At 68.3% G+C, this 25,744-nt stretch carries 19 protein-coding genes and 1 tRNA gene; 15 read left to right on the forward strand and 5 right to left on the reverse strand.

Features of this window, described 5'->3' with window-relative positions:
* Positions 1 to 70 precede the first annotated feature (70 nt).
* Genes R5H19_RS05245 through R5H19_RS05255 form a run of 3 tightly spaced genes read left to right on the forward strand, consistent with a single transcriptional unit; the run spans position 71 to position 2,461 of the window.
* A complete protein-coding gene (locus R5H19_RS05245) occupies positions 71 to 316 on the forward strand; it encodes a FeoA family protein (protein ID WP_318157893.1) in 246 nt (81 codons plus the stop codon).
* Positions 313 to 2,148 carry a ferrous iron transporter B gene (locus R5H19_RS05250; RefSeq protein WP_318157895.1) on the forward strand — a complete coding sequence of 612 codons (1,836 nt, stop codon included), beginning with the start codon at positions 313 to 315 and terminating at the stop codon, positions 2,146 to 2,148. Before R5H19_RS05245 ends, R5H19_RS05250 begins: the two co-directional genes overlap by 4 nt.
* A 10-nt stretch (positions 2,149 to 2,158) precedes the next feature.
* The gene (locus R5H19_RS05255) at positions 2,159 to 2,461 is read left to right on the forward strand and encodes a DUF6587 family protein (RefSeq protein ID WP_318157896.1); all 303 of its coding nucleotides are present in this window, start codon (positions 2,159 to 2,161) and stop codon (positions 2,459 to 2,461) included.
* A gap of 175 nt (positions 2,462 to 2,636) precedes the next feature.
* Here the strand turns inward: R5H19_RS05255 and rpsT are convergent, their stop codons facing one another.
* Positions 2,637 to 2,900: a 30S ribosomal protein S20 gene (rpsT, locus tag R5H19_RS05260; RefSeq protein WP_008435251.1), complete on the reverse strand. Its 264-nt coding sequence runs from the start codon at positions 2,898 to 2,900 to the stop codon at positions 2,637 to 2,639.
* Positions 2,901 to 3,121: 221 nt separating this feature from the next.
* Here rpsT and murJ point away from each other — a divergent pair, with 221 nt between their 5' ends.
* The 5 genes from murJ (at position 3,122) to ispH (ending at position 10,444) form a co-directional block, all read left to right on the forward strand.
* Complete coding sequence (murJ, locus tag R5H19_RS05265) at positions 3,122 to 4,732, forward strand: murein biosynthesis integral membrane protein MurJ (RefSeq protein WP_318157897.1); 1,611 nt, start codon at positions 3,122 to 3,124, stop codon at positions 4,730 to 4,732.
* Between the two features lie 30 nt (positions 4,733 to 4,762).
* Positions 4,763 to 5,716, forward strand: coding sequence for a bifunctional riboflavin kinase/FAD synthetase (locus R5H19_RS05270; protein WP_318157898.1), 954 nt, complete (start codon positions 4,763 to 4,765; stop codon positions 5,714 to 5,716).
* A gap of 97 nt (positions 5,717 to 5,813) precedes the next feature.
* Positions 5,814 to 8,675 carry an isoleucine--tRNA ligase gene (ileS, locus tag R5H19_RS05275; RefSeq protein WP_318157899.1) on the forward strand — a complete coding sequence of 954 codons (2,862 nt, stop codon included), beginning with the start codon at positions 5,814 to 5,816 and terminating at the stop codon, positions 8,673 to 8,675.
* Positions 8,676 to 8,871: 196 nt separating this feature from the next.
* The gene (lspA, locus tag R5H19_RS05280; protein WP_318157900.1) at positions 8,872 to 9,372 is read left to right on the forward strand and encodes a signal peptidase II; all 501 of its coding nucleotides are present in this window, start codon (positions 8,872 to 8,874) and stop codon (positions 9,370 to 9,372) included.
* Positions 9,373 to 9,481: 109 nt separating this feature from the next.
* Positions 9,482 to 10,444 carry a 4-hydroxy-3-methylbut-2-enyl diphosphate reductase gene (gene ispH / locus R5H19_RS05285; RefSeq protein ID WP_318157901.1) on the forward strand — a complete coding sequence of 321 codons (963 nt, stop codon included), beginning with the start codon at positions 9,482 to 9,484 and terminating at the stop codon, positions 10,442 to 10,444.
* A 115-nt stretch (positions 10,445 to 10,559) separates the two neighbouring features.
* Here ispH and R5H19_RS05290 read toward each other — a convergent pair.
* Positions 10,560 to 10,635 (reverse strand) — tRNA-Thr (locus tag R5H19_RS05290).
* 234 nt (positions 10,636 to 10,869) lie between these two features.
* Between R5H19_RS05290 and R5H19_RS05295 the strand changes: the two genes are divergently transcribed.
* The 5 genes from R5H19_RS05295 to R5H19_RS05315 all read left to right on the forward strand — a co-directional run bounded on the left by R5H19_RS05295 (position 10,870) and on the right by R5H19_RS05315 (position 15,760).
* Positions 10,870 to 12,771, forward strand: a complete 1,902-nt coding sequence (locus R5H19_RS05295; RefSeq protein WP_318157902.1) for a diguanylate cyclase — start codon at positions 10,870 to 10,872, stop codon at positions 12,769 to 12,771.
* 212 nt (positions 12,772 to 12,983) lie between these two features.
* Positions 12,984 to 13,580 carry a GspH/FimT family pseudopilin gene (locus R5H19_RS05300; protein WP_318157903.1) on the forward strand — a complete coding sequence of 199 codons (597 nt, stop codon included), beginning with the start codon at positions 12,984 to 12,986 and terminating at the stop codon, positions 13,578 to 13,580.
* A gap of 20 nt (positions 13,581 to 13,600) precedes the next feature.
* Entirely contained in the window at positions 13,601 to 14,101 is a 501-nt protein-coding gene (gene pilV, locus R5H19_RS05305; protein WP_318157905.1) for a type IV pilus modification protein PilV, read from the forward strand.
* Positions 14,098 to 15,135, forward strand: coding sequence for a prepilin-type N-terminal cleavage/methylation domain-containing protein (locus R5H19_RS05310; protein WP_318157906.1), 1,038 nt, complete (start codon positions 14,098 to 14,100; stop codon positions 15,133 to 15,135). Before pilV ends, R5H19_RS05310 begins: the two co-directional genes overlap by 4 nt.
* 1 nt (position 15,136) lies before the next feature.
* The gene (locus tag R5H19_RS05315) at positions 15,137 to 15,760 is read left to right on the forward strand and encodes a PilX N-terminal domain-containing pilus assembly protein (protein WP_318157907.1); all 624 of its coding nucleotides are present in this window, start codon (positions 15,137 to 15,139) and stop codon (positions 15,758 to 15,760) included.
* On the opposite strand, the gene R5H19_RS05320 is transcribed toward R5H19_RS05315, so the two are convergent.
* Positions 15,747 to 15,974 (reverse strand): hypothetical protein, encoded by a 228-nt coding sequence (locus tag R5H19_RS05320; RefSeq protein ID WP_318157908.1) that lies wholly within the window; start codon positions 15,972 to 15,974, stop codon positions 15,747 to 15,749. The genes R5H19_RS05315 and R5H19_RS05320 overlap by 14 nt on opposite strands.
* Before the next feature lie 31 nt (positions 15,975 to 16,005).
* Here R5H19_RS05320 and R5H19_RS05325 point away from each other — a divergent pair, with 31 nt between their 5' ends.
* Together R5H19_RS05325 and R5H19_RS05330 are read left to right on the forward strand one after the other, a co-directional pair.
* Positions 16,006 to 19,650, forward strand: coding sequence for a PilC/PilY family type IV pilus protein (locus R5H19_RS05325; protein ID WP_318157909.1), 3,645 nt, complete (start codon positions 16,006 to 16,008; stop codon positions 19,648 to 19,650).
* 12 nt (positions 19,651 to 19,662) lie between these two features.
* The gene (locus R5H19_RS05330) at positions 19,663 to 20,175 is read left to right on the forward strand and encodes a type IV pilin protein (protein ID WP_318157910.1); all 513 of its coding nucleotides are present in this window, start codon (positions 19,663 to 19,665) and stop codon (positions 20,173 to 20,175) included.
* Between the two features lie 67 nt (positions 20,176 to 20,242).
* Here the strand turns inward: R5H19_RS05330 and recD are convergent, their stop codons facing one another.
* Both recD and R5H19_RS05340 read right to left on the reverse strand, forming a co-directional pair.
* On the reverse strand, positions 20,243 to 22,072 hold the full coding sequence (gene recD / locus R5H19_RS05335) for an exodeoxyribonuclease V subunit alpha (protein WP_318157911.1): 1,830 nt from the start codon (positions 22,070 to 22,072) through the stop codon (positions 20,243 to 20,245).
* Entirely contained in the window at positions 22,069 to 25,656 is a 3,588-nt protein-coding gene (locus tag R5H19_RS05340) for a UvrD-helicase domain-containing protein (protein ID WP_318157912.1), read from the reverse strand. Before R5H19_RS05340 ends, recD begins: the two co-directional genes overlap by 4 nt.
* Positions 25,657 to 25,744 lie beyond the last annotated feature (88 nt).

A 25,744-nucleotide genomic window follows, 5' to 3' on the forward strand; every position in this document is an offset into this window, starting at 1 on the left:
AATCGGGCAGGGTGCAGCGGAGCGGAGGTAGGTCTACAATGCGAACTATTCTTATTTGAGAGTCCGGCCTGTGCGTTTGTCCGATTTGCCCAAGGGTGCCCCCGCCGTGGTCGACCGCGTGCACGACGCGCATGCGGCGGACCCGATCGCGCAGCGCCTGCGCGACCTGGGCTTCGTCGACGGCGAGCCGGTGCGGGTGGTGGCGGTGGGGCCGATGGGCGGCGATCCGCTGCTGATCCAGATCGGCTTCACCCGTTTCGCCCTGCGCCGTGCCGAGGCGGCCCGGGTCAGCGTACGCAGCGAGGTGGCGGCATGAGCGCCTCGACCCTGCGCATCGCCCTGGTCGGCAACCCGAACTGCGGCAAGACGGCGCTGTTCAACCTGCTCACCGGCGGCCGCCAGAAGGTGGCGAACTACGCCGGCGTCACCGTGGAGCGCAAGGAGGGTCGCTTTACCGCGCCGTCCGGCCGCGTACTGCAGATCCTCGACCTGCCCGGCGCCTACAGCTTCGACGCCAGCAGCCCGGACGAGCAGATCACCCACGACGTCTGCGCCGGCAACTATCCGGGCGAGGCGCCGCCGGATCTGATCGTGTGCGTGGCCGACGCCACCAACCTGCGCCTGCACCTTCGCTTCGTGCTGGAAGTGAAGCGGCTGGGCCGGCCGGTGGTGCTGGCGCTGAACATGATGGACGCCGCGCGCTCGCGCGGCATCGCGATCGACGTGCCGGAGCTTGCGCGTCGCCTCGGCCTGCCGGTGGTGGAGACCGTAGCGGTGAAACGCGGCGGCGCGCAGGCGCTGATCGAGCGGGTCGATGGCGAGATGCCGCCGGCAGCGCCGGTGCTGCCGGACGACGCTGCCAGCCGCGCCGACCTGCACGCGCAGGTGCGCGAGCTGCTGGCCGCGACGGTACGCATGCCGCGCGCCACCGCCGAGCTCGACGACGCGCTGGACCGCTGGACGCTGCATCCGGTGCTCGGCCTGGCGATCCTGGCGGTGGTGATGTTCCTGGTGTTCCAGGCGGTGTACGCCGCCGGCAAGCCGATGAGCGACCTGATCGGCGACGGCTTCGCCTGGCTGGGCGGGCACGTCGCCGCGCTGCTGCCGGCCGGACCGCTGCACAGCCTGGTGATCGACGGCATCTTCGGCGGTCTCGGCACCGTGCTGGGCTTCCTGCCGGTGATCCTGGTGCTGTTCTTCTTCATCCTCACGCTGGAGGAATCCGGCTACCTGCCGCGCGCGGCGTTTCTGCTCGACCGCCTGATGCTGTCGGTGGGGTTGACCGGACGCTCGTTCATCCCGTTGCTGTCCAGTTTCGCCTGCGCCATCCCCGGCATCATGGGCACGCGCAGCATTACCGACCCGCGCGACCGGCTCACCACGATCCTGATCGCGCCGCTGATGACCTGCTCGGCGCGGCTGCCGGTGTATGCGCTGCTGATCGGCGCGTTCATTCCGATCCGCTACGTGTTCGGCGTGTTCAACCTGCAGGGGGTGGTGCTGTTCGCGCTGTACTTGGCCGGCATCCTCGGCGCGATGCTGGTGGGTTGGGTGATGAAGCACATCCGCCGCGACAAGAGCGAGCACGCGCTGATGATGGAGCTGCCGTCCTACCGCCTGCCCAAGCTGCGCGACGTGGCGATCGGGCTGTACGAGCGCGGCATGATCTTCCTGAGGCGGCTGACCGGCGTGATCCTCGGCCTGACCGTGCTGATGTGGTTCCTCTCCACCTTCCCCGGCGCGCCCGAGGGCGCGACGCTGCCGGCGATCGACTACAGCTTCGCCGGCTACATCGGTCGCGGCCTGCAGTACGTGTTCGCACCGATCGGCTTCAACTGGCAGATCAGCCTGGCGCTGATCCCCGCGTTTGCCGCCCGCGAGACCGCGGTGGCGGCACTGGCCACCGTCTATCTGATCGGCGGAGAGGCGGAAGGGCTGGGGCAGGCGCTGGCGGGGCAGATCCCGCTGGCCAGTGCGCTGTCGCTGCTGGTGTGGTTCGCGTACGCGCCGCAGTGCATGTCCACGCTGGCGATCATCAAGCGCGAGACCGATTCCTGGCGCAACGTGGCGATCTCGTTCGGCTACATGTTCGTGATGGCCTACGCCGCCTCGTTCGTGGTCTACCAGGTGACGAGGGCGCTGACGTGAGGAGGTGCCCATGAGTGCCGGCCTGCTGCTGCAGTACGTGGTGATCGCCCTGGCGGTGCTGGCCAGCGTGTGGATCGTGCTGCGCAAGCTGGCCCGGAAAACGACCAACCGCTGGCTGGCCGCCGCGTCGATCCACTTCAACCAGCCCGGCCGCGGCGCGCTGGCGCGAGCCTTCGGCCGCCGCCTGCAGCCGACCGAAGCCACCGGCGACTGCAGCGACGGCTGCAGCACCTGCGGCGCCTGCGGCCCGAAACCGCCGGCCGCCGCGCGGCCGGGCCAGCCGATGCCGCTGGAGTTCCGCCCGCGGCGGTGACTTGCGGCGGTACCGCGTAGTGCGCCGACTCTGCAGGAGTTGAGTAGGGCGGGCAGTGCCCGCCGCCTCGCATTTATCCGGCAAGAGCCGGCGGGCAGTGCCCGCCCTACCGGGGCAAGGCACAAAAAAGCCGGCTTGCGCCGGCTTTTGCTTGCAACGCGGGTCGCGCCCCGGCTTAGGCCAGTTCGCGGATCTTCGCGTTGAGGCGGCTCTTGTGGCGGGCGGCCTTGTTCTTGTGGATCAGGCCGCGGGCGGCGTAGCGGTCCATCACCGGCTGGGCGGCGGCGAACGCGGCGACGGCAGCTGCCTTGTCCTTGGCCTCGACGGCCTTGACGACCTTCTTCAGGGCGGTGCGGACCATGGAGCGTGCGCTGATGTTGCGCAGGCGGCGCTGTTCGGACTGGCGCGCGCGCTTCTTCGCGGACTTGATGTTGGCCAAGGTAGAACTCCGGGATGCAGTGTTGGGTTGGGTGGAAAAAGACGCCAATTATGCGGTCGATTCACCGGTGCGTCAATCACTTGGGCGGCGGCACCCCGGTCGGGCCGGGGCGCCGGGGTGGGTGTGCCGGCATTTTGCCATATCCGGGCCGTGATCCCGCTGCCGCAGGCTGTCAAACTGTGCGCCCCATGCGATCGACGCCGAAGGTAGAACAGCCGCCCATGAAGTCCCCCAGCATGCTCCGCGGGCTGCTCTCGTTCAGCAGCATGACGATGGTCTCGCGGGTGCTCGGCCTGGTGCGCGACATGTCGATCAACGCCGCGTTCGGCGCCAACGGCGCCACCGACGCGTTCTGGGTGGCATTCCGCATTCCCAATTTCATGCGCCGGCTGTTTGCCGAGGGCTCGTTCTCCACCGCTTTCGTGCCGGTGTTCACGGAGGTGAAGGAGAAGGGCACGCATGCGCAGCTGAAGGAATTGATGGCGCGGGTGTCGGGCACGCTGGGTGGGGTGCTGCTGCTGATCACCGCGCTGGGCATCCTGTTCGCGCCGCAGGTGACCTTGCTGTTCTCGCCCGGTGCGGTCGAGCAGCCGGAGAAGTTCGGCCTCACCGTCGAGCTGCTGCGGCTGACCTTTCCGTTCCTGCTGTTCGTCTCGCTGACGGCGTTGTGCGGCGGCGCGCTGAACAGCTTCCACCGCTTCGCGCTGCCGGCGCTGACCCCGGTGATTCTCAACCTGTGCATGATCGCCGGCGCGCTGTGGCTGTCGAAGCGGCTGCACACGCCGATCATGGCGATGGGCTGGGCGATCCTGGCGGCCGGCATCCTGCAGCTGCTGTTCCAGTTGCCCGCGCTGCGCGGGCTGGACCTGCTGACCCTGCCGCGCTGGGGCTGGAGCCATCCCGAGGTGCGCAAGATCATGCGGCTGATGGTGCCGACCCTGTTCGGTTCCTCGGTGGCGCAGATCAACCTCTTGTTCGACACGGTGATCGCCTCGCTGCTGGTGGTCGGCTCGCAGAGCTGGCTGTCGCAGGCGGACCGCTTCCTGGAGCTGCCGCTGGGCGTGTTCGGCGTGGCGCTGGGCACGGTGATCCTGCCGTCGCTGTCGCGCCACCACGTGACCACCGACACGGTCGGCTTCTCGCGAGCGCTGGACTGGGGCCTGCGCGTCACCCTGCTGATCGCGGTGCCGGCGATGTTCGCGCTGCTGTTGCTGGCCGGGCCGCTGGTGGCCACGTTGTTCCAGCATGGCCACTGGACCGCGCACGACACGTACATGGCGACGCTGTCGATCACCGCGCTGAGTTTCGGCCTGCCGGCGTTCGCGCTGGTCAAGGTGCTGCTGCCCGCGTTCTACGCGCGCCAGGACACGCGTACGCCGGTACGCGCGGCGGTGGCCTCGCTGCTGACCAACATGTTGCTGAACGTGGTGTTCCTGGCGCTGTTGTTCGAGCTGTGGGCGCCGTCCGAGCTGAAGCAACTGCCATGGCTGGACGGCCTGGCCCGCTTGCCCGGTCTGCACATGGCGTTGGGCCTGGCCAGCGCGGTGGCCGCCTACGTGAACCTGTGGCTGTTGTGGCACTGGCTGAAGAAGGCCGGCGTCTACCGGCGCCAGCCGGGCTGGTCGCGCCACCTGCTGCGGCTGGCGGTGGCCTGCGCGGTGATGGTGGCGGTGCTGCTGGCGGGCCGCTGGTTGTGGCCGAACTGGACCCACGGCGTGCCGGTGCTGACCCGGCTGTGGCGCCTGGCCGTGCTGGTGCTGGCCGGCGGGACTGGCTACGTGGCCGCGTTGTTCGCCGGCGGCTTCCGCCTGCGCGACCTGCGGGCTGCATGAAGCCACCGGTCTGGCCGTTATACTCACGCGATGATGAGACTATCCCGGGATGTCGCAGGCTCGTGCCTGGCGCCGCGCGGCAGCGTGATCGCGGTCGGCGCGTTCGACGGCCTGCATCGCGGCCATCAGGCGCTGCTGGCCCAGGTGCGCGAGCGCGCGCAGGCGCTCGGCTGCAGCCCGGTGGTGGTGAGCTTCGAGCCGTTGCCGCGGGCGTTCTTCTCGCCGGCGCCATTGCCGCGCCTGTCCAGCGTGCGCGAGAAGCTGCGCGGCTTTGCCGCCGCCGGCATGGAACACGCCCTGCTGCTGCGCTTCAACCGCGCGCTGACGGCGATGTCGGCCGAGGATTTCGTGCGGCAGGTGCTGGTCGAGCGGCTGGCCGCACGCGAGGTCTGGGTCGGCGGCGATTTCCGTTTCGGCCACGGACGTGCTGGCGACGTGGCGCTGCTGGAGCGCATGGGGGCGCAGCTCGGTTTCCGCGCCTGCACCATGCCGACGGTCCAGCTCGACGGTGCGCGCGTCTCGGCCAGCCGCGTGCGGGCCCTGCTCGCCGCCGGCGAGTTTGCCGGGGCCGAACCGCTGCTGGGCCGCCCGTTCGTGATCGACGGCAAGGTGGAGTACGGCAACCAGCTCGGTCGCACGCTCGGCTACCCCACCGCCAACATCCACCTGTCGCAGCGGGTCAGCCCGGTGCAGGGCATCTTCGCGGTGCGTGTGGGTTTGGGCGAGGGCGAGTGCAGCTGGCCCGGCGTGGCCAGCCTCGGCGTGCGCCCCACCGTGAACGAGGTCGCCGAGCCGCTGCTGGAAGTACACCTGTTCGACTTCGAGGGCGACCTGTACGGCCAGCGCATGGCCGTGCAGTTCGTCGCCAAGCTGCGCGACGAGCAGAAATTCGACGGGCTGGAAGCGCTCAAGGCGCAGATGGCGCTGGATGCGCGCCGCGCACGCGAGCTGCTGGGCATGAACCCGCGGCTGGCCGAGGCGTGAGGGTGCAGGCATTCCGGCTCGGGTCGAAATCGACTAACTTTCCTTTCTTTGCCTGTCGATTGGCGGGCGGCAACACCTCAGTGACGGCATCCAGGCAATGACCCACGATTACAAGAGCACGATCAACCTGCCGCAGACGGATTTCCCGATGCGCGGCGACCTGCCGAAGCGCGAGCCGGGCTGGCTGGCGGAGTGGACGCGGGCCGATCGCTACGCGCAGATTCAGCAGAAGACCGCGCATCGCGACAGCGTGTTCGTCCTGCACGACGGCCCGCCGTACGCGAACGGCCCGATCCACATCGGCCACGCGGTCAACAAGATCCTCAAGGACATCGTGGTCAAGTCCAAGCTGCTGGCCGGCCATCGCGCGCCGTACGTGCCGGGCTGGGACTGCCACGGCCTGCCGATCGAGATCGCGGTGGAGAAGAAGTACGGCAAGCCGGGCGACAAGCTCGACGCCGCCGCGTTCCGGCAGAAGTGCCGCGAGTACGCGACCGAGCAGGTCGACACCCAGCGCGCTGACTTCAAGCGGCTCGGCGTGCTCGGCGACTGGGAGCACCCGTACCGTTCGATGGATTTCCGCTTCGAGGCCGACATGCTGCGTGCGCTGGCGCGCATCGTCGCCAACGGCCACGTGGTGCGCGGCGCCAAGCCGGTGTACTGGTGCTTCGACTGCGCCTCGGCGCTGGCCGAGGCGGAGATCGAGTATGGCGACAAGACCTCGCCGGCGGTCGACGTGGCGTATGACGCGGTCGACGCGCAGGCGCTGGCGGCGAAGTTCGGCGTGCAGGCCGGCGATGCCATCGCCGCCATCCCGATCTGGACCACCACGCCGTGGACGCTGCCGGAAAGCCAGGCGGTGTCGCTGGGCGCCGAGCTGGAATATGCGCTGATCGAGGGCCCGCTGCGCGACGGCAGGCGCGTGCTGCTGGTGGTGGCCAGTGCGCTGGTCGAGAAGGCGGCGCAGCGCTACGGCCTCGACCAGGCGAGTGTGCTCGGCCACGCCGACGGCAAGGCACTGGAGGGCCTGCAACTGCGCCACCCGTTCTACCCGCGCGAAGTGCCGGTGATCCTCGGCGAGCACGTCAGCGCCGAGGACGGCACCGGCGCGGTGCACACCTCGCCCGACCACGGCGTGGAGGATTTCGTGGTGGCGCGCGAGTACGGCATCGGTCTGCTCAACTACATCGGGTCGCATGGTGCCTATCGCGCCGACACGCCGGCGGCCGACGGCCTCGAACTGGCCGGCATGCACATCTGGAAGGCGAATGACGCCATCGTCGAACTGCTGCGTCGGCGCGGCGTGCTGCTGGCGTTCGCGAAGATCGAGCACAGCTACCCGAACTGCTGGCGGCACAAGACGCCGGTGATCTACCGCACCACGCCGCAGTGGTTCATCTCGATGGAGCAGGCGCAACTGCGCGAAACCGCGCTCACCTCGATCAGGAACGTGCGCTGGGTGCCAGGCTGGGGCGAGGAACGCATCGCCGGCATGGTCGCCGGCCGTCCGGACTGGTGCATCAGCCGCCAGCGTACCTGGGGCGTGCCGATCGCGCTGTTCGTGCACAAGACCACGCAGGAGCCGCACCCGGATTCCGTGGCGCTGCTGGAGCAGGTGGCGAAGAAAGTGGAGCAGGGCGGCATCGACGCGTGGTTCACGCTGGATGCGGCCGAGCTGCTCGGCGCCGAGGCGAACGATTACGAGAAAGTCACCGACGTGCTGGACGTGTGGTTCGACTCCGGCGTGACGCATTACGCGGTGATCGGCCAGCGCCCGGAACTGCAGCAGGGCACGGCGTCGCACTACAAGGTGATGTACCTGGAGGGCTCCGACCAGCATCGCGGCTGGTTCCAGTCGTCCTTGCTGACTTCGTCGGCGATCCACGGCCGCGCACCCTACGACGAGGTGCTCACCCACGGTTTCGCGGTGGACGCGAACGGCCGCAAGATGTCCAAGTCGCTGGGCAACGTGGTGGCGCCGCAGAAGGTGATGGACACGCTGGGCGCCGACGTGCTGCGCCTGTGGGTGGCTTCGGCCGACTACCGCAACGAGATGACCGTCTCCGACGAGATCCTCAAGCGCGTTTCCGACAGCTACCGGCGCATCCGCAACACCGCGCGCTTCCTGCTCGGCAACCTCGACGGCTTCGACCCGGCCAGGCACCTGCTGCCGGTGGAAGACAGCCTGGCGCTCGACCAGTGGGCGGTGCAGCAGGCGTACGACGTGCAGCAGGCGGTGACCGCAGCGTACGAGCGCTACGACTATCCCGAGGTGGTGTCGCGCGTGCAGAACTTCTGCACCAACGAGCTGGGCGCGCTGTACCTGGACATCACCAAGGATCGGCTCTACACCATGCCCACCGACAGCCGCGGCCGGCGCAGCGCGCAAAGCGCGATGTACCGCATCGCCGAGGCGCTGGTGCGCTGGCTGGCGCCGATCCTCAGCTTCACCGCCGAGGAAATCTGGCAGGCGCTGCCGGGCGAGCGCAGCGACAGCGTGCTGTTCGAAACCTGGTACGACGGCCTCGCCGCCACCCAGGCCTCGCCGGAGCAACGGCGCTGGTGGACCGACCTGCTGGCGATCCGCGACACCGCCTCGCGCGTGCTCGAAGGCATGCGCAAGGCCGACCTGATCGGCGCGGCGCTGGAGGCGAAGCTGGCGATCCACGCCGACGAGGCCACGGTGGCGCGCTACGCTCCTGCGGCCGGCGAGCTGCGATTCTTCTTCATCACCTCCGACGTGCGTCTCGACCTGGCGGGCGGCCAACCGGAAAATGCGGTGCTGACCGAACTGGAAGGCGCCGACGTCTGGGTTTCGGCCACGGTCAGCGAGGCGTCCAAGTGCGTGCGCTGCTGGCACCGTCGCGACGACGTGGGCAGCCATGCCGAACATCCGGAACTGTGCGGCCGCTGTATCGGCAACATCGAAGGGCCCGGCGAGGATCGCCGCTGGTTCTGACCCGCCCGCGGCGGCACGCAATCCGCTGTTCTCCTTTCTCCTGCGAGCCTGTCTCCCTCCCCTGCAGGGCAGGGGAGGGTTGGGGTGGGGTAGGCTCTTGATCTGGTCTATCAAGATCAAGAGCACCCCCTCCCAACCTCCCCCTGCGATGCAGGGGGAGGGGCCGAATTGGTCATATCACCGAGTTCTCCTGTCCATGTCGCCCAAACCCAACGCACTTTCCTGGCTCTGGCTGTCCTCTGCGGTCATCGTGCTCGATCAGCTCAGCAAGTGGTGGGCGCTGCATGCCTTGCAGCCGGCCGGTGTGCCGCATCCGGTGATCCCGGGTTTCCTGAGCTGGACGCTGGCGTTCAATACCGGCGCGGCATTCAGTTTTCTCGCGGATGGCGCCGGCTGGCAGCGCTGGTTCTTCGTGCTGCTGGCGCTGATCATCGGCGCGGTGCTGGTGGCGTGGCTGGCGCGCACGCCGCGGCGCGACTGGCGCACCGCGCTGCCGCTGGCGCTGATCGTGGGCGGTGCGGTCGGCAACCTGATCGACCGGCTGCATGCGGCGCAGGTGACCGATTTCATCCACGTGCATTTCCGCCAGTGGAGCTACCCGGTGTTCAACCTCGCCGATTGCGGCATCACCGTCGGCGCCGTGATGCTGATCGCCTTCGGCCTGTTCGCCGGCAAGCCCGGGGACGGCGTGCGATAATCCGCATCAGCTCCCTCCCCTGCTTGCAGGGGAGGGTTGGGGAGGGGTGCTTTTGATACCCTCCGTCTCCCCCTGCAGGCAGGGGGAGGGACAAGGCCACGAGTTTTCCATGGACATCCTGCTCGCCAATCCCCGCGGTTTCTGTGCCGGCGTCGATCGCGCCATCGCCATCGTCGAACGTGCGTTGGAATCCTACGGCGCCCCGATCTACGTGCGCCACGAGGTGGTGCACAACCGCTACGTGGTCGACAAGCTGCGCGCCGACGGCGCGGTGTTCGTCGAGGAACTGCACGAGGTGCCCGACGGCGCCACCGTGATCTTCAGCGCCCACGGCGTATCGCAGGTGGTGCGCGAGGAGGCCGAGCAGCGGCACCTCAAGGTGTTCGATGCCACCTGTCCGCTGGTCACCAAGGTGCACATGGAAGTGGCGCGGCTGGGTCGCGTCGGCCGCAGCGTGGTGCTGGTTGGCCACGCCGGGCACCCCGAGGTCGAGGGCACCATGGGCCAGTGGAACCCGGCCAATGCCGGCGAGATCCTGCTGGTGGAGTCGGTGGAGGACGTCGCCACGCTGGCGCCGGCATTTCCGCAGCTGTTGTCCTACGTCACCCAGACCACGCTGTCGGTGGACGACACCAAGGCGATCATCGTCGCGCTGCGCGCAAGGTTCCCGAGCATCGAGGGGCCGCGCAAGGACGACATCTGCTACGCCACGCAGAACCGCCAGGATGCGGTGCGCCGGCTCGCCGACGCGGTCGACCTGATGCTGGTGGTCGGCTCGGTCAACAGTTCCAACTCCAACCGCCTGCGCGAGCTGGCCGAGAAGCAGGGCGTGCGCTCGTTCCTGATCGACGGCGCCGAGCACATCGAACGCAGCTGGCTGGACGGCGTGAGCCGCATCGGCCTCACCGCCGGCGCCTCGGCCCCGGAGAAGCTGGTGCGCGACGTGATCGCCCGCCTGCAGTCGTGGGGCGCCGGCGAGGTGCGTGAGCTGGACGGCGAACCGGAGAACATCACCTTCGCCCTGCCGAAGGAGCTGCGCGTGGTCGGCAGCAATGGCTCGGCCAGCCTCTGACTCGACTCCCCGTCGCCCGAGCCCGCAAAGTGCAACGTGGGGCGTCCGTTCGAGCGAAGCAAGCGAAAAGCCCCGGAAAACGTCGGTTTTCCGGGGCTTCGTGTTCTGCGTCAACTGGTGCCGGAGATAGGAATCGAACCTACGACCCCATCATTACGAATGACGTGCTCTACCAACTGAGCTACTCCGGCGGAGAACCGCGGATTCTACGGGCCGCACCGCGATGGCGCAAGCGATCGCGGCGGCATTTGCGGCATCGGACAGTCGTGAGACGATGCACCCTGCCTCGCGTCCACTCGTTGCCGGACGGCTGCCGCGCAGGTGCGATCGTGTCTGCTCAGGTTTTCCGGAACATGGCCGATGACGCAGTGACGGCGTGGGCCGTGCGGACACGGAGGGTCTGAATCGACTTTCTTGGGGGCGTGTTGTCCGGACTATTTCGCGGTTTGCCCGGCTTGCTGGCGTTGCTGCTGGCGGTGATGCCATGCGCGTCGGCGGCGCCGGCCGCGCCGTCCGCGGCGCACGACGCGGCAGCGTTCGACCGGCTCATCCGGCAACTGGACAACGGCGACGTCCCGCTCAATACCCAGGCCGCGGTCAGGCAGACCCTCGAGCGCCTGGAGACGTTGCTGCCGCCCGACGATCCCTACCGGCAGCGCCGCTACGAATACATGTACTGCTTCCTGGCGTTCGACAACGACGTCAACGGCGGCTACGCCTACGCCGGCCGCGGCATCGAGCAGGCGCAAGGGGCGGGTGACCTGGAAGTGGAGGCCAACTTCCGCATCTGCCGCGGCCTCTACCAGAGCCGGCTCACCACGGAGCGCGATGCGCTGCCCGACTACGAAGCCGGCGTGCGGATGGCCCGGCGCCTGGAAAACCCGCGCCTGATCGCCGACGCGCTGACCTGGCGCGGCAGCGCCCAGTCGCTGCTGGGCGAGCAGGCGAAGGCGCTGTTCGATTTCCTGGAGGCGCAGCGTCTCTATGAAACCGTGGGCAACACGGCGGCCGCGCAATCCAACCTCACCAGCATCGCCACCATCTACCGGCGACTGGGCGAGTACGACAAAGCCGGCGACTACCTGCGCCAATCCATGGAGTCCGCGCAGCGCAGGCAGGACAAGCAGGAACAGCTGGTGGTCGAGATGCAGCTGGGGTTCCTGGCGACCGAGCGGGGCGACCCCGCGGGCGCCGTCGCGCCGCTGCAGCGGGCGCTGGCGCTGGCGCATGAAACCGGTTCACGGCAGAGCGTGGGTGCCGCCCTGCTTGCCCTGGCGGAGAGCAGCAACGCCCGGCAGCGCTACGCCGAGGCCCTGCAGCAGGTGGAGGCGGCCGCGAAGGAGTTCCAGGCCGTCTCGGACAAATCCAACGCCGGCATGCTGGCGTTGCAGTCGGCCAAGGCGCACGCGGGCCTGGGCCAGCACGAGCTGGCCGCGCGCGAGTTCGATCTCGCCGAGGCGAGCGTCAAGCAAGGCCGCAACATGCGCTACCTGGCCGAGCTGTACGACGAACGCTCCAGGAACCAGGAAGCCCTGGGCAGGCCGGCGGCTGCGCTGGCCGATCTCCGGTTGAAGATGCAGGCCGACGCCGCGCTGGCGCGCATGGCCAGGACCCAGCTGACCACCCTGATGAGCTGGCAGTTCGATACCGAGCGGCGCGAACTGGAGAACCGCAAGCTGGCTGCCGACAAGGCGCTCAAGGAGCAGCAACTGGTCGCGCTGGAACGCGTCCGCGGCTGGCAGTGGCTGGCCATCCTGCTGGCCGGCGTGCTGCTGTTGATGATGCTGGGGCTGGCGTGGCGGCAATTGCGCCAGAGCCGGCGTCTGCACCGGCTGGCGCTTACCGACGCGTTGACCGGCATCTCCAATCGCCGCCATATCGAATACATGCTGCACGCAGCGGTCGACGACGCTCGCCGCAGCCATCGCGAGCTGGCCGTGATCATGTTCGACATCGACCACTTCAAGCGCGTCAACGACAACCACGGCCACCCGGCTGGTGACCGGGTGCTGGAGCAGATCGTGCAGATCTGCCAGGGCGCGCTGCGCCAGCACGACCGGCTCGGCCGGATGGGCGGCGAGGAGTTCCTGGTGATGCTGCCGGATACCGACCTGGAGGGCGGCCTGCAGGTGGCCGAGCGCCTGCGCGCCTGCGTGGCAGCCGCGCGGCCGGTGGTCGGCGGCGCCGAACTGCAGCTTTCGATCAGTCTCGGCGTGGCCCAGCTGAAGCCCGCCGAGACGGGGGCCGTTTCCCTGGTACGCCGCGCCGACGCGGCGCTGTATCACGCCAAGGACAACGGCAGAAACCGGGTCGAGGCGGCGCCGTAGCAAACCGGGCATCGCCGCGGCGCGATCGCCGTCGTGCGGACCGCCGGCGCGTGAACCCGATCACCTTTTCGGCCTCGCCGCCAGCCGCTCGTCGGGCAATTCCTACCGCCCGTCGGCCGGGGACTGGCCGGGGCAGGGCCAATGGGTACAGTGGATGCAGGGGTACCAGGGAGAATTCCATGCAAATCTTGTTGCGTCAGCGAGGCGTCTCGTTGATCCGCGCGCGCAGGCCGGAGCGTGCCGGTGACCGGCCCCCGTGGCACGGTCCGGTGCGGGGGCGCGAGCGCGGCTTCACCCTGGTCGAACTGCTGATCACCATGACCGTGGCCGTGGTGCTGATCATGATCGCGGTGCCGAGCTTCAAGTCGCTGACGCTTTCCAACAAGCTCAACACCACCGCCAACGACATCGTCAACGCGATCCACGTGGCACGGATGGAAGCGGTCAAGCGCAACGCGAACACCCAGATGTGCAGCAATTCGGCCAGCGCCAACGGCACCTCCGACCTGCTGGGCGTTGCCTGCGGTACGGAAGCCGGGGCGGTTTATGCGATGAGCGGCGCGGCACCCTCCCAGGTACTGGCCGGCACCAGTGGCATCACCGCTCCGATCCAGCTCAACGGCGACATGACCGCACTGCGTTTCACGGCACAGGGCCTGGCACGCAAAGTAGGCACGACGACGCCGTACGGTGACATCGTCGTGGATATCTGCACCAGCCAGATGAGCACCGACAACCATCGCGTGATCAGGATGACGGCCGGCTCGATCCTCGCGACCACCACCACCTCGGGGAACTGCCCCTCGTGATGAACAGCCCGAAGACTCTCATGTCACAGCATTCAGCAAACAGGTCCGGCGCAGGCCGGCGTTTCCTGCAGTCCGGCGTCGGCCTGATCGAGGTGCTGATCGCCGTGCTGGTGCTCTCCATCGCCTTCCTCGGCATCGCTGCCCTGCAGGCGATGTCGATGTCCACCAACAACAGCGCGATGGCGCGCAGCATGGCCACCATTGCCAGCTATTCGATTCTCGATGCCATGCGGGCGGACTTCGACGTCGCCAAGGCCGGCACCTACAACCGGACCGGCGCCTCGGTGATCAAGGCCGATGCCTGTCCGGATGCGGCCGGTTCGCTGGCCAATGCCCAGCTCAACCAGTGGTGCACCCAGCTCGGCCAGGCGCTCGGTGCGGTGGCTACCACCACAGGCGGCATTGCCTGTACCACGGTCGTCGACAGTGTCGATTGCACCGTCACCATCACCTTCGACGACAGTCGCGCCGGCGTGGGCGGCAGCAGCGTCCAGCAAGTCGTCACCAGGGCCATGCTATGAGCCGCCGTGCCGTGTTTCCCTCCATCCGCGGGCGGCGCGCACCGCGCCTCGGCAAGCTCTCGCCCGGCTTCACCCTGATCGAGCTGATGGTCGCCATGCTGCTTGGCCTGATCGTCATCGGCGGCGTGGTCAGCGTGTTCCTGGCCAACCAGCGTACCTATCGCACCAATCAGGCGCTGGGTGACGTGCAGGACGGCTCGCGCATCGCGTTCGAAATGATGGCGCGAGACATTCGCGATGCCGGGCTCACCGGTTGCAGCAACAATGGCCGCGTCGCCAACGTGCTCAACAACGGCCCGGCCGGCGGCGGCACGGACTGGTGGGCCAACTGGAACAACGCGCTGGTTGGCTACGGCGGCAGCGATACCAACCCGGGAGTTGCTGCCGGATCGGCCGAAGGACTGCGGGTCGCCGGCACGGAATCGCTCATCCTGCTGGGCGGCGAAGGCTCCGGCGTAAGCGTCAACGTCAACACCGAACCGGCGGCTACCTTCACCATCAACGAGGCAAGCTCCGACCTGACGGCCGGCGACGTGGTCATCGTTTGCGATCCCGACCATGCCACCCTGGTGCAGATCACCAGCTACACCGGCGGCACCCTTACCCATGCGGCCAGCGGCTCGCCGGGCAACTGCACCACGGACCTGAACTTCCCCACCGTCTGCAGCAGCAGCGCCAGCTACGTTTTTGCGACCAATTCGCAGATCACCAAGCTGGGCGCCGCCGACTGGTACATCGGCAACAACCCGGTCGGCGGCCGTTCGCTGTATCGCAAGGGGCTGGTCAATGCCGCCGGGGTGCCTACGCCGACCGCCCAGGAGATGGTGCGCGACGTCACCGACATGAAGATCTTCTACCACCAGGCGGGCAACGCCGATTTCCTGGCGGCCAGTGCCATCACCAACTGGGCCCTGGTCGATGCAGTACGGGTGACCCTTGCGCTGGAAAGCGTCGACAAGCGTGCGGGCACCGACGTCAAGCCGCTCAAGCGCAGCTTCACCGCCACCACCACCGTGCGCAACCGGGTGAAATGAAATGAGTCACGTCCATGCATCCATCAACCTGTCCGGCTCCGCAAGCCGCACGCGCCGCCTGTTGCTCCTGCAGCGCCCCGGCCAGCGCGGCGTGGCCCTGGTGGTGGCGCTGTTGCTGCTGGTGGTGATCACCCTGGTCGGCCTGGCCGCGGTGCGCGGCACGATCATGCAGCAGAAGATGGCGTCCAACCTGTTCGACCGGCAGATCGCCTTCCAGAGTGCCGAGGCGGCGATGCGTGCCGCCACGGCGCGCATCGCCGCCAACCCCGGCGACATCGCGCGCAATTGCCAGGCCGGCGGTGTGTTCTGCCAGGGCAACCCGTTCGACGACCCGAACCTGGACACCAGCAAGATCATCACGGTGACCTCGGGTACGGCGTCGGGCGAGTTCGCGAAAAGCAGCGTGGCCGCCAGCCAGCCGCAGTACGTGGTCGAGAACATGGGCAACTGGTACAACCCCAATACCAGCACCGGTTTCGGCCAGAGCGCCAATTCGCACAACTACGGCGCCCAGGGCACTTCCACTACCGCCGTGTACTACCGCGTCACCGCCCGCAGCGGTGATCCCGCCACGGTGGGCGACCGCGCCGTGGTGGTGCTGCAGGCCATGGTCAAGCAGGGTTGAGCCACCGTTTCACGTGGGCATCGGCGCATGGGCCTTTCCATGTCGCATCATTCGAGAGCAGAGCCGTCATGAACATCACGTCCCGTCTGCGCAGCAAGGCCGCCGGTTTCCTGGGCAATCTGCTGTACACCAGCCTGCTGGTGTGCGGCATCGGAGTGGCCAGCACGCCGGCCCACGCGGCCGCCGTCACCGTCGACCAGTCGCCGCTGATCATCCAGCGTTCGCTGCCGCCGAACGTGGTGCTGATGCTGGACGACTCGGGGTCGATGGCGTGGGATTACATGCCGGACTGGGGCTATTTGAGCAGCACCACCAACGACGCCGTGCGCAATGCCAGCGTAAACGGTACCTACTACAACCCCGCGGTGACCTATTCGCCGCCGCCCAAGGCGGACGGGACCTTTTATCCTGCGCAAACCAGCATCACCAGCGCCTACACCGATGGCTTCGCGGCATCGGGCACTACCGACATTACCCGGTTTACCGGGGCTTATCCGTACTACACGCGGTTCACGATCATCACGACGAGCACGTATGCGGCAACAGCCACGCAAGTGTTGTCGTGCCCTTCCGGATACACTTTGCGTACCGGTGGTCAATCCGGTGCGGGGAAATGCCGTAATAACAAAGATACCAGTATCTTTATAGAACCCACCATCAGTTACACATATAGCTGTAACAGCGGCGATGTATTGAATGGCACCCAGTGCACGAAAAGCACGACGTCCTACAAGTACTTTTTTACTTATACGACGGGTGCCGGCAATACCCAGCATTATGTAGGCGCCACGGGGGATTGTGCCAGCCTTCCCGATGCCCAGCAGGCGGTTTGCGACGACAGTGCGGCAACCCAGCAGAATGTCGCCAACTGGTTTTCGTATTATCACACGCGCATCCTGATGGCCAAGAGCGGCCTGATGAACTCGTTCTCCACGCTTGACCCCACGTTCCGGGTCGGTTTCGGTTCCATCAACAACAACAACAGCGGTGGCTTGCCTTCACCCACGGCCACCTACAACAGCAAGGTGATTGCGCAGGTGGCCCCTTTCGGGGACGGATCCGCCGGCACGCAGAAAAGCAGCTTCTGGAGCTGGCTGGTTGGCGTCAATGCCAATAGCGGCACGCCTCTTCTCGCATCGCTGGATGCGGTCGGCCAGTATTACCAGTCGGCGCAGCCCTGGCAGGGAATGGCCTCCGATCCGGATTACACCACGGCCGCCGGAAATACCCAGCTTGCCTGCCGCCAGTCGTACACGATCCTGACCACGGACGGTTTCTGGAACGGCACGACTCCTTCGGCGATCACCAATCGGGGTGACGTGGACGGCACTGCCGGCACAGCCATAACCGGTACCAATAGCCAGAGTTATACCTATACCCCCGTGTTGCCTTATCAAGATGGCAGCACGGTTACCACCACCACGACAAAGTCTTTTTCACAGACCGGTTATACGTCGGCGCAGTGTGTGGCGTCGTATAACAGTGCGCAAGGCGCTTCGAATTACAGTTGGAGGAGTTCTGACGGCAGGTGCAGATACAACTACACCCAAACCACCACGGCCCCGGTCAGCTACAGCGGTACGCTGGCAGACGTCGCCATGAATTACTGGAGCAAGGACCTCCGTCCCACCGTGGCCAACGAAGTGCCGACCAATGCCGAGGACCCGGCGTTCTGGCAGCACATGACGACCTTCACGCTGGGGCTCGGTTTCACGCCCGAGTACGCTGACGGTACGCAGATACCGATGGATCAGGTGTTCGCCTGGGCCAATGGCGACAGCAGCAAGGCCATCACCGATTTCACCTGGCCGCAGCCGAGCGCCGACTCGATCTACAACATCGCCGACCTGGCCCACGCCGCGGTCAATGGCCATGGCGGCTTCTTCTCGGCCAAGGACCCCGACAGCTTTGCGCAGGGCATCAAGGAAGCGCTGAAGCGTGCCGCCGAGCGCGTCGGCACCGGCGCCAGCCTGGCAGCGAACTCCACCCAGCTGCAGACCGGCACGGTGGCGTACCAGGCGAACTACTGGACGGCCAAGTGGAAGGGTGACCTGAAGGCGCTGGCGGTGGATTCCACCAGCGGGGCCATCGCCACCAATCCGACCTGGACGGCTTCGGGCAAGTTGCCGTCCGTCGCCAGCCGGAATATCAAGACCTACAACCCGACCGCGGCGGCCGGCAGCCGGTTCGTGGACTTCAAGGTAGCCACCGACGGTACCTTGCCTTCGCTCTCGACGGCCCAGCACACCGCGTTGAGCTCGGTGGCGGGTACGGCGACCAACGAGACGAACCTGATCAACTACCTGCGCGGTGACGCCGCCAAGGAACAGACCAACGGCGGCAGTTATCGCAACCGCGATATCCCGATCGGCGACATCGTCAACTCGCAGCCGGTCTTTGCGGGCGCGCCGAATGCCAACCAGTTCTATACCGAAAAGTTCACCGGTTCGACGAGCTTCGCCCAGTATGCGAGCAACAACGCCAGCCGTGCCGGAACGGTCTATGTGGCCGCCAACGACGGCATGCTGCATGGTTTCGACGCCGGCACCGGTGCGGAGACGTTTGCCTACATGCCTGGCGCGGTGATCACCGCGGGCGTGAGCGCGCTGGCGAGCCCGGACTACGGCGGCACGGTGGCGCACGGCTTCTTCAACGACGGCGAGCTGACCGTCGCCGACGCCTACATCGGCAGCACGCCGGGCTGGAAGACCGTGCTGGTGGGTACCACCGGCCGCGGCGTGGCCAAGGCGGTCTACGCGCTCGACATCACCGACCCGGCCAACGTGAAGTTCCTGTGGGAGCGTTCGGCTGGCGATGGCGTCGCCAACAGCAACTACATCGGCCAGATGGTCGGCAAGCCGGTGATCGCGCAGACCGCCGACGGCACCTGGTCGGTGCTGATCGGCAACGGCTACAACAGCGCGGCCGGCGTGTCGGCGCTGCTGCAGTTCGACCTCGCCGACGGTACTTTGAACGTACACAAGACCACCGATGACAGCGGCCTGGCGGCACCGGCGGTATGGATGGACCCGTCGGGCAATGGCGTCAGCACGACGGCCTACGCCGGCGACGCGAACGGCAACGTGTGGTCGTTCACCCTCAACACCAGCGTGGGCACTTCGGCCACGGCCACGCCGGACAGCGACGGCGTGAATATCTTCGTCGCCAAGGATGCCAGCGGCAACGTGCAGCCGATCACGGCAGGCATGCTGGCCGGCAAGGATCCGAACACCGGCAACACCTGGGTGTTCTTCGGCACCGGCCGCTACCTGACCACGGCGGATCTTGCCAATACGAGCATCCAGAGCTGGTACGGCCTGATCGTGCAGTCCGGCACCAGCGGGCTGGCGGTGACTTCGTCTTCGACACGTACCGCCGACCTGGTGCAGCGCTCCATCACCGCCGAGGTGGGCAACGGCCGTGCCGTGACCACGCTGGCGCAGGCTGCCGCGGCCAATGCATCGATCACCGGCAAGTCGGGCTGGTATATCGACCTCAAGTCACCGGTCAACGGCGCCGAAGGCGAGCGCATGGTCACGTCCAGCCAGTTCCAGGGCAACCTGCTGCTGGGCACCACGCGCATTCCACTGGCCACCGACCCCTGCAACCCGTCCGGGCGCGGCTGGATCATGGCACTCGATCCGTTCACCGGCACCAATCCATCGGTGAACTTCTTCGACCGCAACGGCGACGGCGTGATCGACTCGTCCGATTCGGTCAACGGGACGCCCGCCGCCGGCATCGGCTTCTCCTCGCTGCCGAACAACCCGATCTTCGTCGGCAGCACCATGCTGACCAGCTTCGACAACGGCTCGACCAGCAGCATCAAGACCTCGAGCTCGACCGGCAGCATGGAACGCGTGTCCTGGCGAGAGCTGATCAACCAGTAAAGGAAGGCCACGATGAAGCAGCCCTTTTCGATCGAAGTGAACATGTTGCCGGTGCTCGGAACGACCTCGCCGGCGGCACGTGGCGCCGCCCCGGCCTGCCTGCGGCGAAGCCGGGGTTTCACCATGGTCGAGTTGATGATCGTGGTGGCGATCATCGCGATCCTGGCGGCAATTGCCTTGCCGACCTACACCAACTACATCACCAAGACCAAGCGGGTGGCGGCGGAGGGGTGTCTGTCGGAGCACGCCAATTACATGGAGCGTTACTACACGACCAACCTCAACTATGCCAAGGACAGCGCCGGCACGGCCAATGCCTTGCCGGGACTGGATTGCGCCAGCCCCCAGCGCACCGGTGCCGATTACCAGTTCGCCCTGGCAGCGGCGTCAACGGTGGGGTACAGCATCACCGCCACGCCGATCAACGCCCAACTGACCCGCGACACCAAGTGCGGCACGCTCTCGCTCGACCAGGCTGGCATGCGCGGGGCCACCGGCTCCGCCGGTGTAGCTGGTTGCTGGTGAAGTCGTCGCGTTTGCGCCGAACCGTCGCAGCGATCTTCGGGCATGTGCCGGTCCGGCACCGCCTTGGTCATGGCCGTTGCAACCGCTCGCGCAGGCCGCCCTGCCGCCGTATCGGCCGCGCCAGCGCGGCGCGCAGCGAGTCGTCGGTGGTCCAGATTTCGGCGTGCTGCTTCGCGCGCGAGATGGCGGTGTAGACCAGTTCGCGGGTGAGGATGCGGTTGTCGGCGTCCGGCGGCAGCAGCACGGCTACGTCGCGGTATTCCGAACCCTGGCTGCGGTGGATGGTGATCGCCCAGGCGCTGTCGTGTGCGGGCAGGGCGCGCGGCGAGTAGCTGCGCAGGCCGGCGTTGCCGTCGCGGTCGCTGAGTTCGAACCATACACGCAGCCCTTCGGCGCCTTCCAGCGCGATGCCGACGTCGCCGTTGAAGAGGCCGCGGGCATAGTCGTTGCGGGTGATGATGACGGGGCGGCCGCGGTACCAGGTGCGCCCGGCGTCGACGCCGAAGCGGGCGGCGAGCCGGCGCAGCATCAATTCGTTGAGGCCTTGCGCGCCGAACGGGCCGTCGCGCAGCGCACACAGGATCTGCAGCTGGCGCAGTCGCCGTAGTGCTTCGGCGGCGTCGATGGTCGGCGCCAGCAGCGATTGCAGCAGTTCGGCGTGGCGCTCGATCCAGCCGTCGACGCAGGCGCGCAGGGCGTGGCCGTTGGGGCAGTGGCGCAGGTGCAGGTCGCCGTCGCGGCGCTCGCCCAGCAGGGTGTCCAGCCAGGCCGGGTCGGGGGTGTCGCGCAATGCCTCGACACCGCGCTGCAGGCCGCTGCCGGCACGCCAGCTGTGGGTCAGCGTGAGCACCTGGCCGGCCAGCGGGGTATTGCCGCCGGCGATATCGGGCGCTTGCTGCAGCAATGGTGCGAGCAGGCTGGCCAGCGCCGACGGCAGCCGGTTGCACGGTGCGCCGGCGACGATGTCGGCCAGCACCGAGCCGGCGTCGACCGAGGCCAGCTGGCCCGGGTCGCCGAGCAGGATCAGCACCGCCTCGGGGCGCAGCGCCTGCAGCAGCTGGCGCATCATCGCCAGATCCACCATCGACGCCTCGTCCACCACCACGATGTCCTCGGCCAGCGGGTTGTGCGGGCCGCGGCTGAAGCTGTCGTCCGCCGGCCGGTAGCCGAGCAGGCGGTGCAGCGTGCGCGCGTCGGCGTGCGGGATGTGTGGCACCAGGTCGCGGAAGCCGGTGCCCGGCAGGCAGGCCTGCAGTTCGGCCTTGCCTTTGGCGATGGCTTGCGCCAGCCGCTGGGCGGCCTTGCCGGTGGGCGCAGCGAGGGCGATCGACGGTCGCGCCGGCAGGCCGCAGGCCTGTGCGTGGCGCAGCAGCATCAGCAGCATGCGCACCACGGTGGTGGTCTTGCCGGTGCCGGGGCCGCCGGTGAGCACGAAGAAGCGCGCGCCCGGCACGGCGGCCACGGCGGCGCGCTGCCCGTCGGTGGCGCCGGGCGGCATGCCGGCGAACAGCGCGTCGAGGTCGTCGCCCAGCACGTCGGCCGGAATCGGCAGCGTGCGTTGCGCGCAGCGCTGCGCGATCGCTTCGGCGAGCTTCGCTTCGTGCTGCCAGTTGCGCCACAGGAAGAAGCGGCCCAGCGCGTCGAGCACGAACGGGGTGAACACGGTGCCGTCGCCGACCCAGTCATGCCGACGCAGCGCGGCCAGGGCTTCCGCGTCGAAGCCGGCGCCGGTGTCCGGATCGGCCAGTGCGGCGCAGGAGTGGCCGTGGCCTTCGGCGCGGCTGGCGGCGCGCACGGCGGCGGCCAGCGCAGCGGAGCCGGTGCGCCCCAGTACCCATTGCGCCAGGGCCTGGTCGATCGCGCGCTCGTCGGCGGCATGCGGCAGCGGGTGGTTCATGCCGCGGCCTCCCGTGCGCCGGCGAAGGCGTCGTCGAGCGCCTCGATCAGCGCCGCCGGCCAGCACCGGCGCCATACGCCCAGCCCGGGCGCCAGCCCCAGCGCGCGCACGAACAGGTACCAGCTGTCGCCGAGCTGGCGTTCGGCCGTATAGCCGTCCATCCGCTGGCGCAGGTAGCGGTGCAGCGCCACGGTGTAGAGCAGCGCCTGCAGCGGGTAGTGGTGCACGGCCATGGCGGCCTCGAGCAATTCGCCCTGGTAGTCGCGCAGCCGCGCGCCGAGCCAGTTGGTCTTGTAGTCGAGCACGTGGAAGCGGCCGTCGTGGGCGAAGATCAGGTCGGCGAAGCCGGTCAGCATGCCGTTCAGCGTATCGGCGTCGAGGCTGGCGGGGATGACGTCGGCGTGGCCGTGGGCCGCGCAGATCCGGCGCAGCGACGCCAGCGGCACCTGGCGTACCGGAAACTGGAACTCGAACTCGGCGATGCGCTGGTCGGGCGCAAGGTCGAGCAGGCGCAGGCCGCCGCCCAGGTCGGCCTGGCGTGCGCGGTCGATCATCCGGCCGAGGCGCTCGAGCGCTTCCTCGTGCGCCAGATGCGGCGCGGCGACTGCCTGCGCGGCGAGCTGGCGGTGCAGCAGCTGGCGCTGGTCGGGCCACAGCGGGCCGGGCTGCGCCAGCTCGAACACCTGGTGCACGGCGTCGCCGAAGCGCGGGCCGCGCAGCGGGTAGAGCGCGAGCAGACGGCTGTCTTCGGCGACATCGTCCGCTTCGACTGCCGGTTCTTCCGCGCCGGCCTCGTCGGCGCCGCCGCTGTCGCCGGGTGCCGACGCGGCGGCGTTCCGGCTGAGGCTGCTGAAGCTGTGCAGCCACTGGAACGGCCGCAGCTGCGGCGGCGCCGGCGTGGTGCGCGGCGCCGGGGCTTCGGCCGGTGGCCGGTAGCGGGTGAAGGTGCCGGCGAACGGTGCCGCCAGCTGCATGCCGCCGAGCGTGCTGGCCATGGCTTCGAGCGAGGCTTCGCTGATGGGCAGTCCCAGTTTCTGCCAGGTCTGCCCGAGCAGCAGGTCGATCGCGGCGCATTCCCACGCTTGCGCGTCGTCGGCGGGCGGCGGGCCCCGGTCGACCCAGTACACGTGCACGGCATGCACGGCACGGGTCAGCGCCACGTAGAACAGGCGCAGGCGTTCCTCCAGCTCCTCGCGGAAATGCCTGGCGCGATGCTCGGCGAAATGCAGCGAGCCCAGGTCCACGCAGCGCTGGCCGGCGTCGTCGTGGTAGCGCAGCAACTTCGGCGCGTAGTTGCCGCTTTGGCTGCGAATGCGCCACGCCAGCGGCAGGAACACGATGGGAAACTCCAGCCCCTTGCTGGCATGGATGGTCAGCAGCTGCACGCGGCGCGCGTCGCTCTCGATGCGCAACTGGCGCTCGTCGGCCGCCTCGGCGTCGCCGTCGCTGCCTTCGCGGCGCATCTCCTGCAGCCAGGCGTACAGGCCGTCCAGCCCTTGTCGCGCGCCTTCCTCCGCGGCGAGCAGTTCGCCGAGATGGCGCAGGTCGGTGAGCACGCGCTCGCCTTCCGGCAGCGCCAGCAGGGCGGTGGCGCGCGCAGCCAGCAGTTCGCCGACCAGGGCCAGCACGCCGCGGTTGCGCACCAGTGCACGCCACGCCTCGAAGCGTTCCAGCTCGCGCTCGAACGCGGCGGGTTGCGCCTGCCAGTTGTGGAAGTGTTCCAGCGTGGCGCCGAGCAGGGTGGTGGCCAGCGCGCCGCGCACGGCCTGGTCGTCGTCCGGGTGCAGCACGGCGAACAGGATCAGCTCCAGCTCGCGCGCGACCTCGCCGGCGAAGATGTTGCCACGGCCGCTGCCCACACAGGGCACGCCGCGCGCGACCAGCCGCTGGCGCAGCGCCACGATCTGGCTGTTGGTGGACAAGAGCACGGCGACGTCGCCGGGCGTGACGCCGCGGCCGTCGATCGCCTGCCGCGGGTCGTTGAGCAGTTCGGCGATGCGGTTGGCGCAGTCGTCCAGCGCCAGTGCTTCGAGTTCGCCGAGGGACTTCAGCGGGCGGTTCCTGTTGTCCACGGCATCGCCGCGGAACGGGTGGAACACCAACGGCTGCATCACCGGCCGGCCATCGACGGTGTACGGCTTGTCGTCCGCCTTGCCGGCCGGGGCGACCTGTTGGTAGCGGATCTGCGGCTGGCCGAAGCCACCTTCGGTGTGGCCGTACCAGGCGTTCAACGCTTCCACCAGGGCACGGCTGGAGCGATGGTTGGTGCCCAGCGAAAAACGTTGGCCGGCCTGTTCGCTGGCGCGCAGGTAGGCGGCGATGTCGCCGCCGCGGAAGCTGTAGATGGCCTGCTTGGGGTCACCGATCATCACCAGCGTGCCGCGCTCGCGGTAGATGCGCTCGAAGATCGCGAACTGGCGCTGGTCGGTGTCCTGGAATTCGTCGATCAGGGCGACCGGGAAGGCGTCGAACAGGCGGTCGGCCAGCACCTCGTCGGACGACTCGCCGCAGAGCCGCTGGTACACCGCATCGATCAGCATGCCGTAGGTGAATACGTGACGCCGGCGCGCCCGTTGCGGCATCTCCTCGCGGCAGGCCTGCGCTGCCGCGGCCAGCACTGCGCCGCGGACGAGGATGTCACGCAGGCCGAGCAGCGGGCGCAGCGCCTGCAGGGCCTGGATCAGCGGGTGCGCGGCGAGTTCGCCGGCGCGGTCGGCAGTTGCCTGTGCCAGCAGTTTTTCCGGCTCGAACACGTCGCTGAGCGACTTGGCCAGTTGCGCCTCGTCGTCGTCGCGCAGTGCCTGGGCGATCTCGCCCAGCCGGCTGCGCAGTGCGGCGTTGGCCCGCTTGTACAGTGTCGCGTCGTCGGCCAGCCGTTGCAGCTCGGCAAGGCTTTCGCCGCGACGCAGCGTGGCCAGCGCGCGCTCGAGTTCGGCCAGGCCGCCGGCCTCGATGCGCGCGTCGGCGTTGTTGGCCAGCCCGCCGAGGTCGCGCAGCAGGCCTTCCGGGCCGTCCTTCAGCAGCAGCTCGGCTTCGCGCGGATCGACGCTGCCGGCGAGGTAGCGGCGGCGCCAGAAATCCTCCACGCATTCGCGCATCAGCTGCTGCTCGTCGAACAGCTGGTCGTTGGCGAAGGCGGCGCCGCTTTCCAGCGGATAGTCGCGCTGGATGCGCTGGCACAGTGCGTGGATGGTGGAGACCGGCGCGTGGTCGAGGTCGCTGCGGGCGAGCTGGATGCGGCGCAGCGCGGGGCGGGCGCTGTCCGCGTCGGGGTACTGCGTGGCCAGCCAGCTTTCCAGCGGATCGGCGCTGGCCGCGTCGCGGGTCGGGGCTTCGAGCAGGCGCTCGGCCTCGACCAGGCGCCGGCGCAGGCGCTCGCGCAGTTCCTGTGCGGCGGCGTCGGTGAAGGTGGTCACCAGGATCTGCTCCACCCGCAGCCCGCGTTCGAGCAGCAGGCGCAGGTAGATCACGCCGATGTTCCAGGTCTTGCCGGTGCCGGCGCTGGCCTCGATCAGCACGCGCCCGTGCAACGGCATGGCGCGCCAGTCGAGCGGGGGCAGGGCGGTGGCGACGGCGGCGCTCATGGCGTTTCCGAATGGCGAGTCGAAAGGCCGGCGGGCCGTGCCCGCCCTACGAAGCGGCCGTTGTAGGGCGGGCACGGCCCGCCGGCAT

This window comes from Rhodanobacter sp. KK11 (genome assembly GCF_033345435.1).
Lineage (GTDB): Bacteria > Pseudomonadota > Gammaproteobacteria > Xanthomonadales > Rhodanobacteraceae > Rhodanobacter.

Coding starts and splice junctions, on each gene's coding strand:
- R5H19_RS05320 (WP_318157908.1), bottom strand. CDS start 15,974: ATGATCAGCGGCGACTGGTCGACGGTGACGGCGGCCGCGTGGGCCGGC.
- pilV (WP_318157905.1), top strand. CDS start 13,601: ATGTCACAGCATTCAGCAAACAGGTCCGGCGCAGGCCGGCGTTTCCTG.
- lspA (WP_318157900.1), top strand. CDS start 8,872: ATGTCGCCCAAACCCAACGCACTTTCCTGGCTCTGGCTGTCCTCTGCG.
- R5H19_RS05330 (WP_318157910.1), top strand. CDS start 19,663: ATGAAGCAGCCCTTTTCGATCGAAGTGAACATGTTGCCGGTGCTCGGA.
- R5H19_RS05315 (WP_318157907.1), top strand. CDS start 15,137: ATGAGTCACGTCCATGCATCCATCAACCTGTCCGGCTCCGCAAGCCGC.
- R5H19_RS05270 (WP_318157898.1), top strand. CDS start 4,763: ATGATGAGACTATCCCGGGATGTCGCAGGCTCGTGCCTGGCGCCGCGC.
- R5H19_RS05310 (WP_318157906.1), top strand. CDS start 14,098: ATGAGCCGCCGTGCCGTGTTTCCCTCCATCCGCGGGCGGCGCGCACCG.
- R5H19_RS05340 (WP_318157912.1), bottom strand. CDS start 25,656: ATGAGCGCCGCCGTCGCCACCGCCCTGCCCCCGCTCGACTGGCGCGCC.
- R5H19_RS05250 (WP_318157895.1), top strand. CDS start 313: ATGAGCGCCTCGACCCTGCGCATCGCCCTGGTCGGCAACCCGAACTGC.
- murJ (WP_318157897.1), top strand. CDS start 3,122: ATGAAGTCCCCCAGCATGCTCCGCGGGCTGCTCTCGTTCAGCAGCATG.
- R5H19_RS05325 (WP_318157909.1), top strand. CDS start 16,006: ATGCTGGACGACTCGGGGTCGATGGCGTGGGATTACATGCCGGACTGG.
- ispH (WP_318157901.1), top strand. CDS start 9,482: ATGGACATCCTGCTCGCCAATCCCCGCGGTTTCTGTGCCGGCGTCGAT.
- recD (WP_318157911.1), bottom strand. CDS start 22,072: ATGAACCACCCGCTGCCGCATGCCGCCGACGAGCGCGCGATCGACCAG.
- R5H19_RS05255 (WP_318157896.1), top strand. CDS start 2,159: ATGAGTGCCGGCCTGCTGCTGCAGTACGTGGTGATCGCCCTGGCGGTG.
- ileS (WP_318157899.1), top strand. CDS start 5,814: ATGACCCACGATTACAAGAGCACGATCAACCTGCCGCAGACGGATTTC.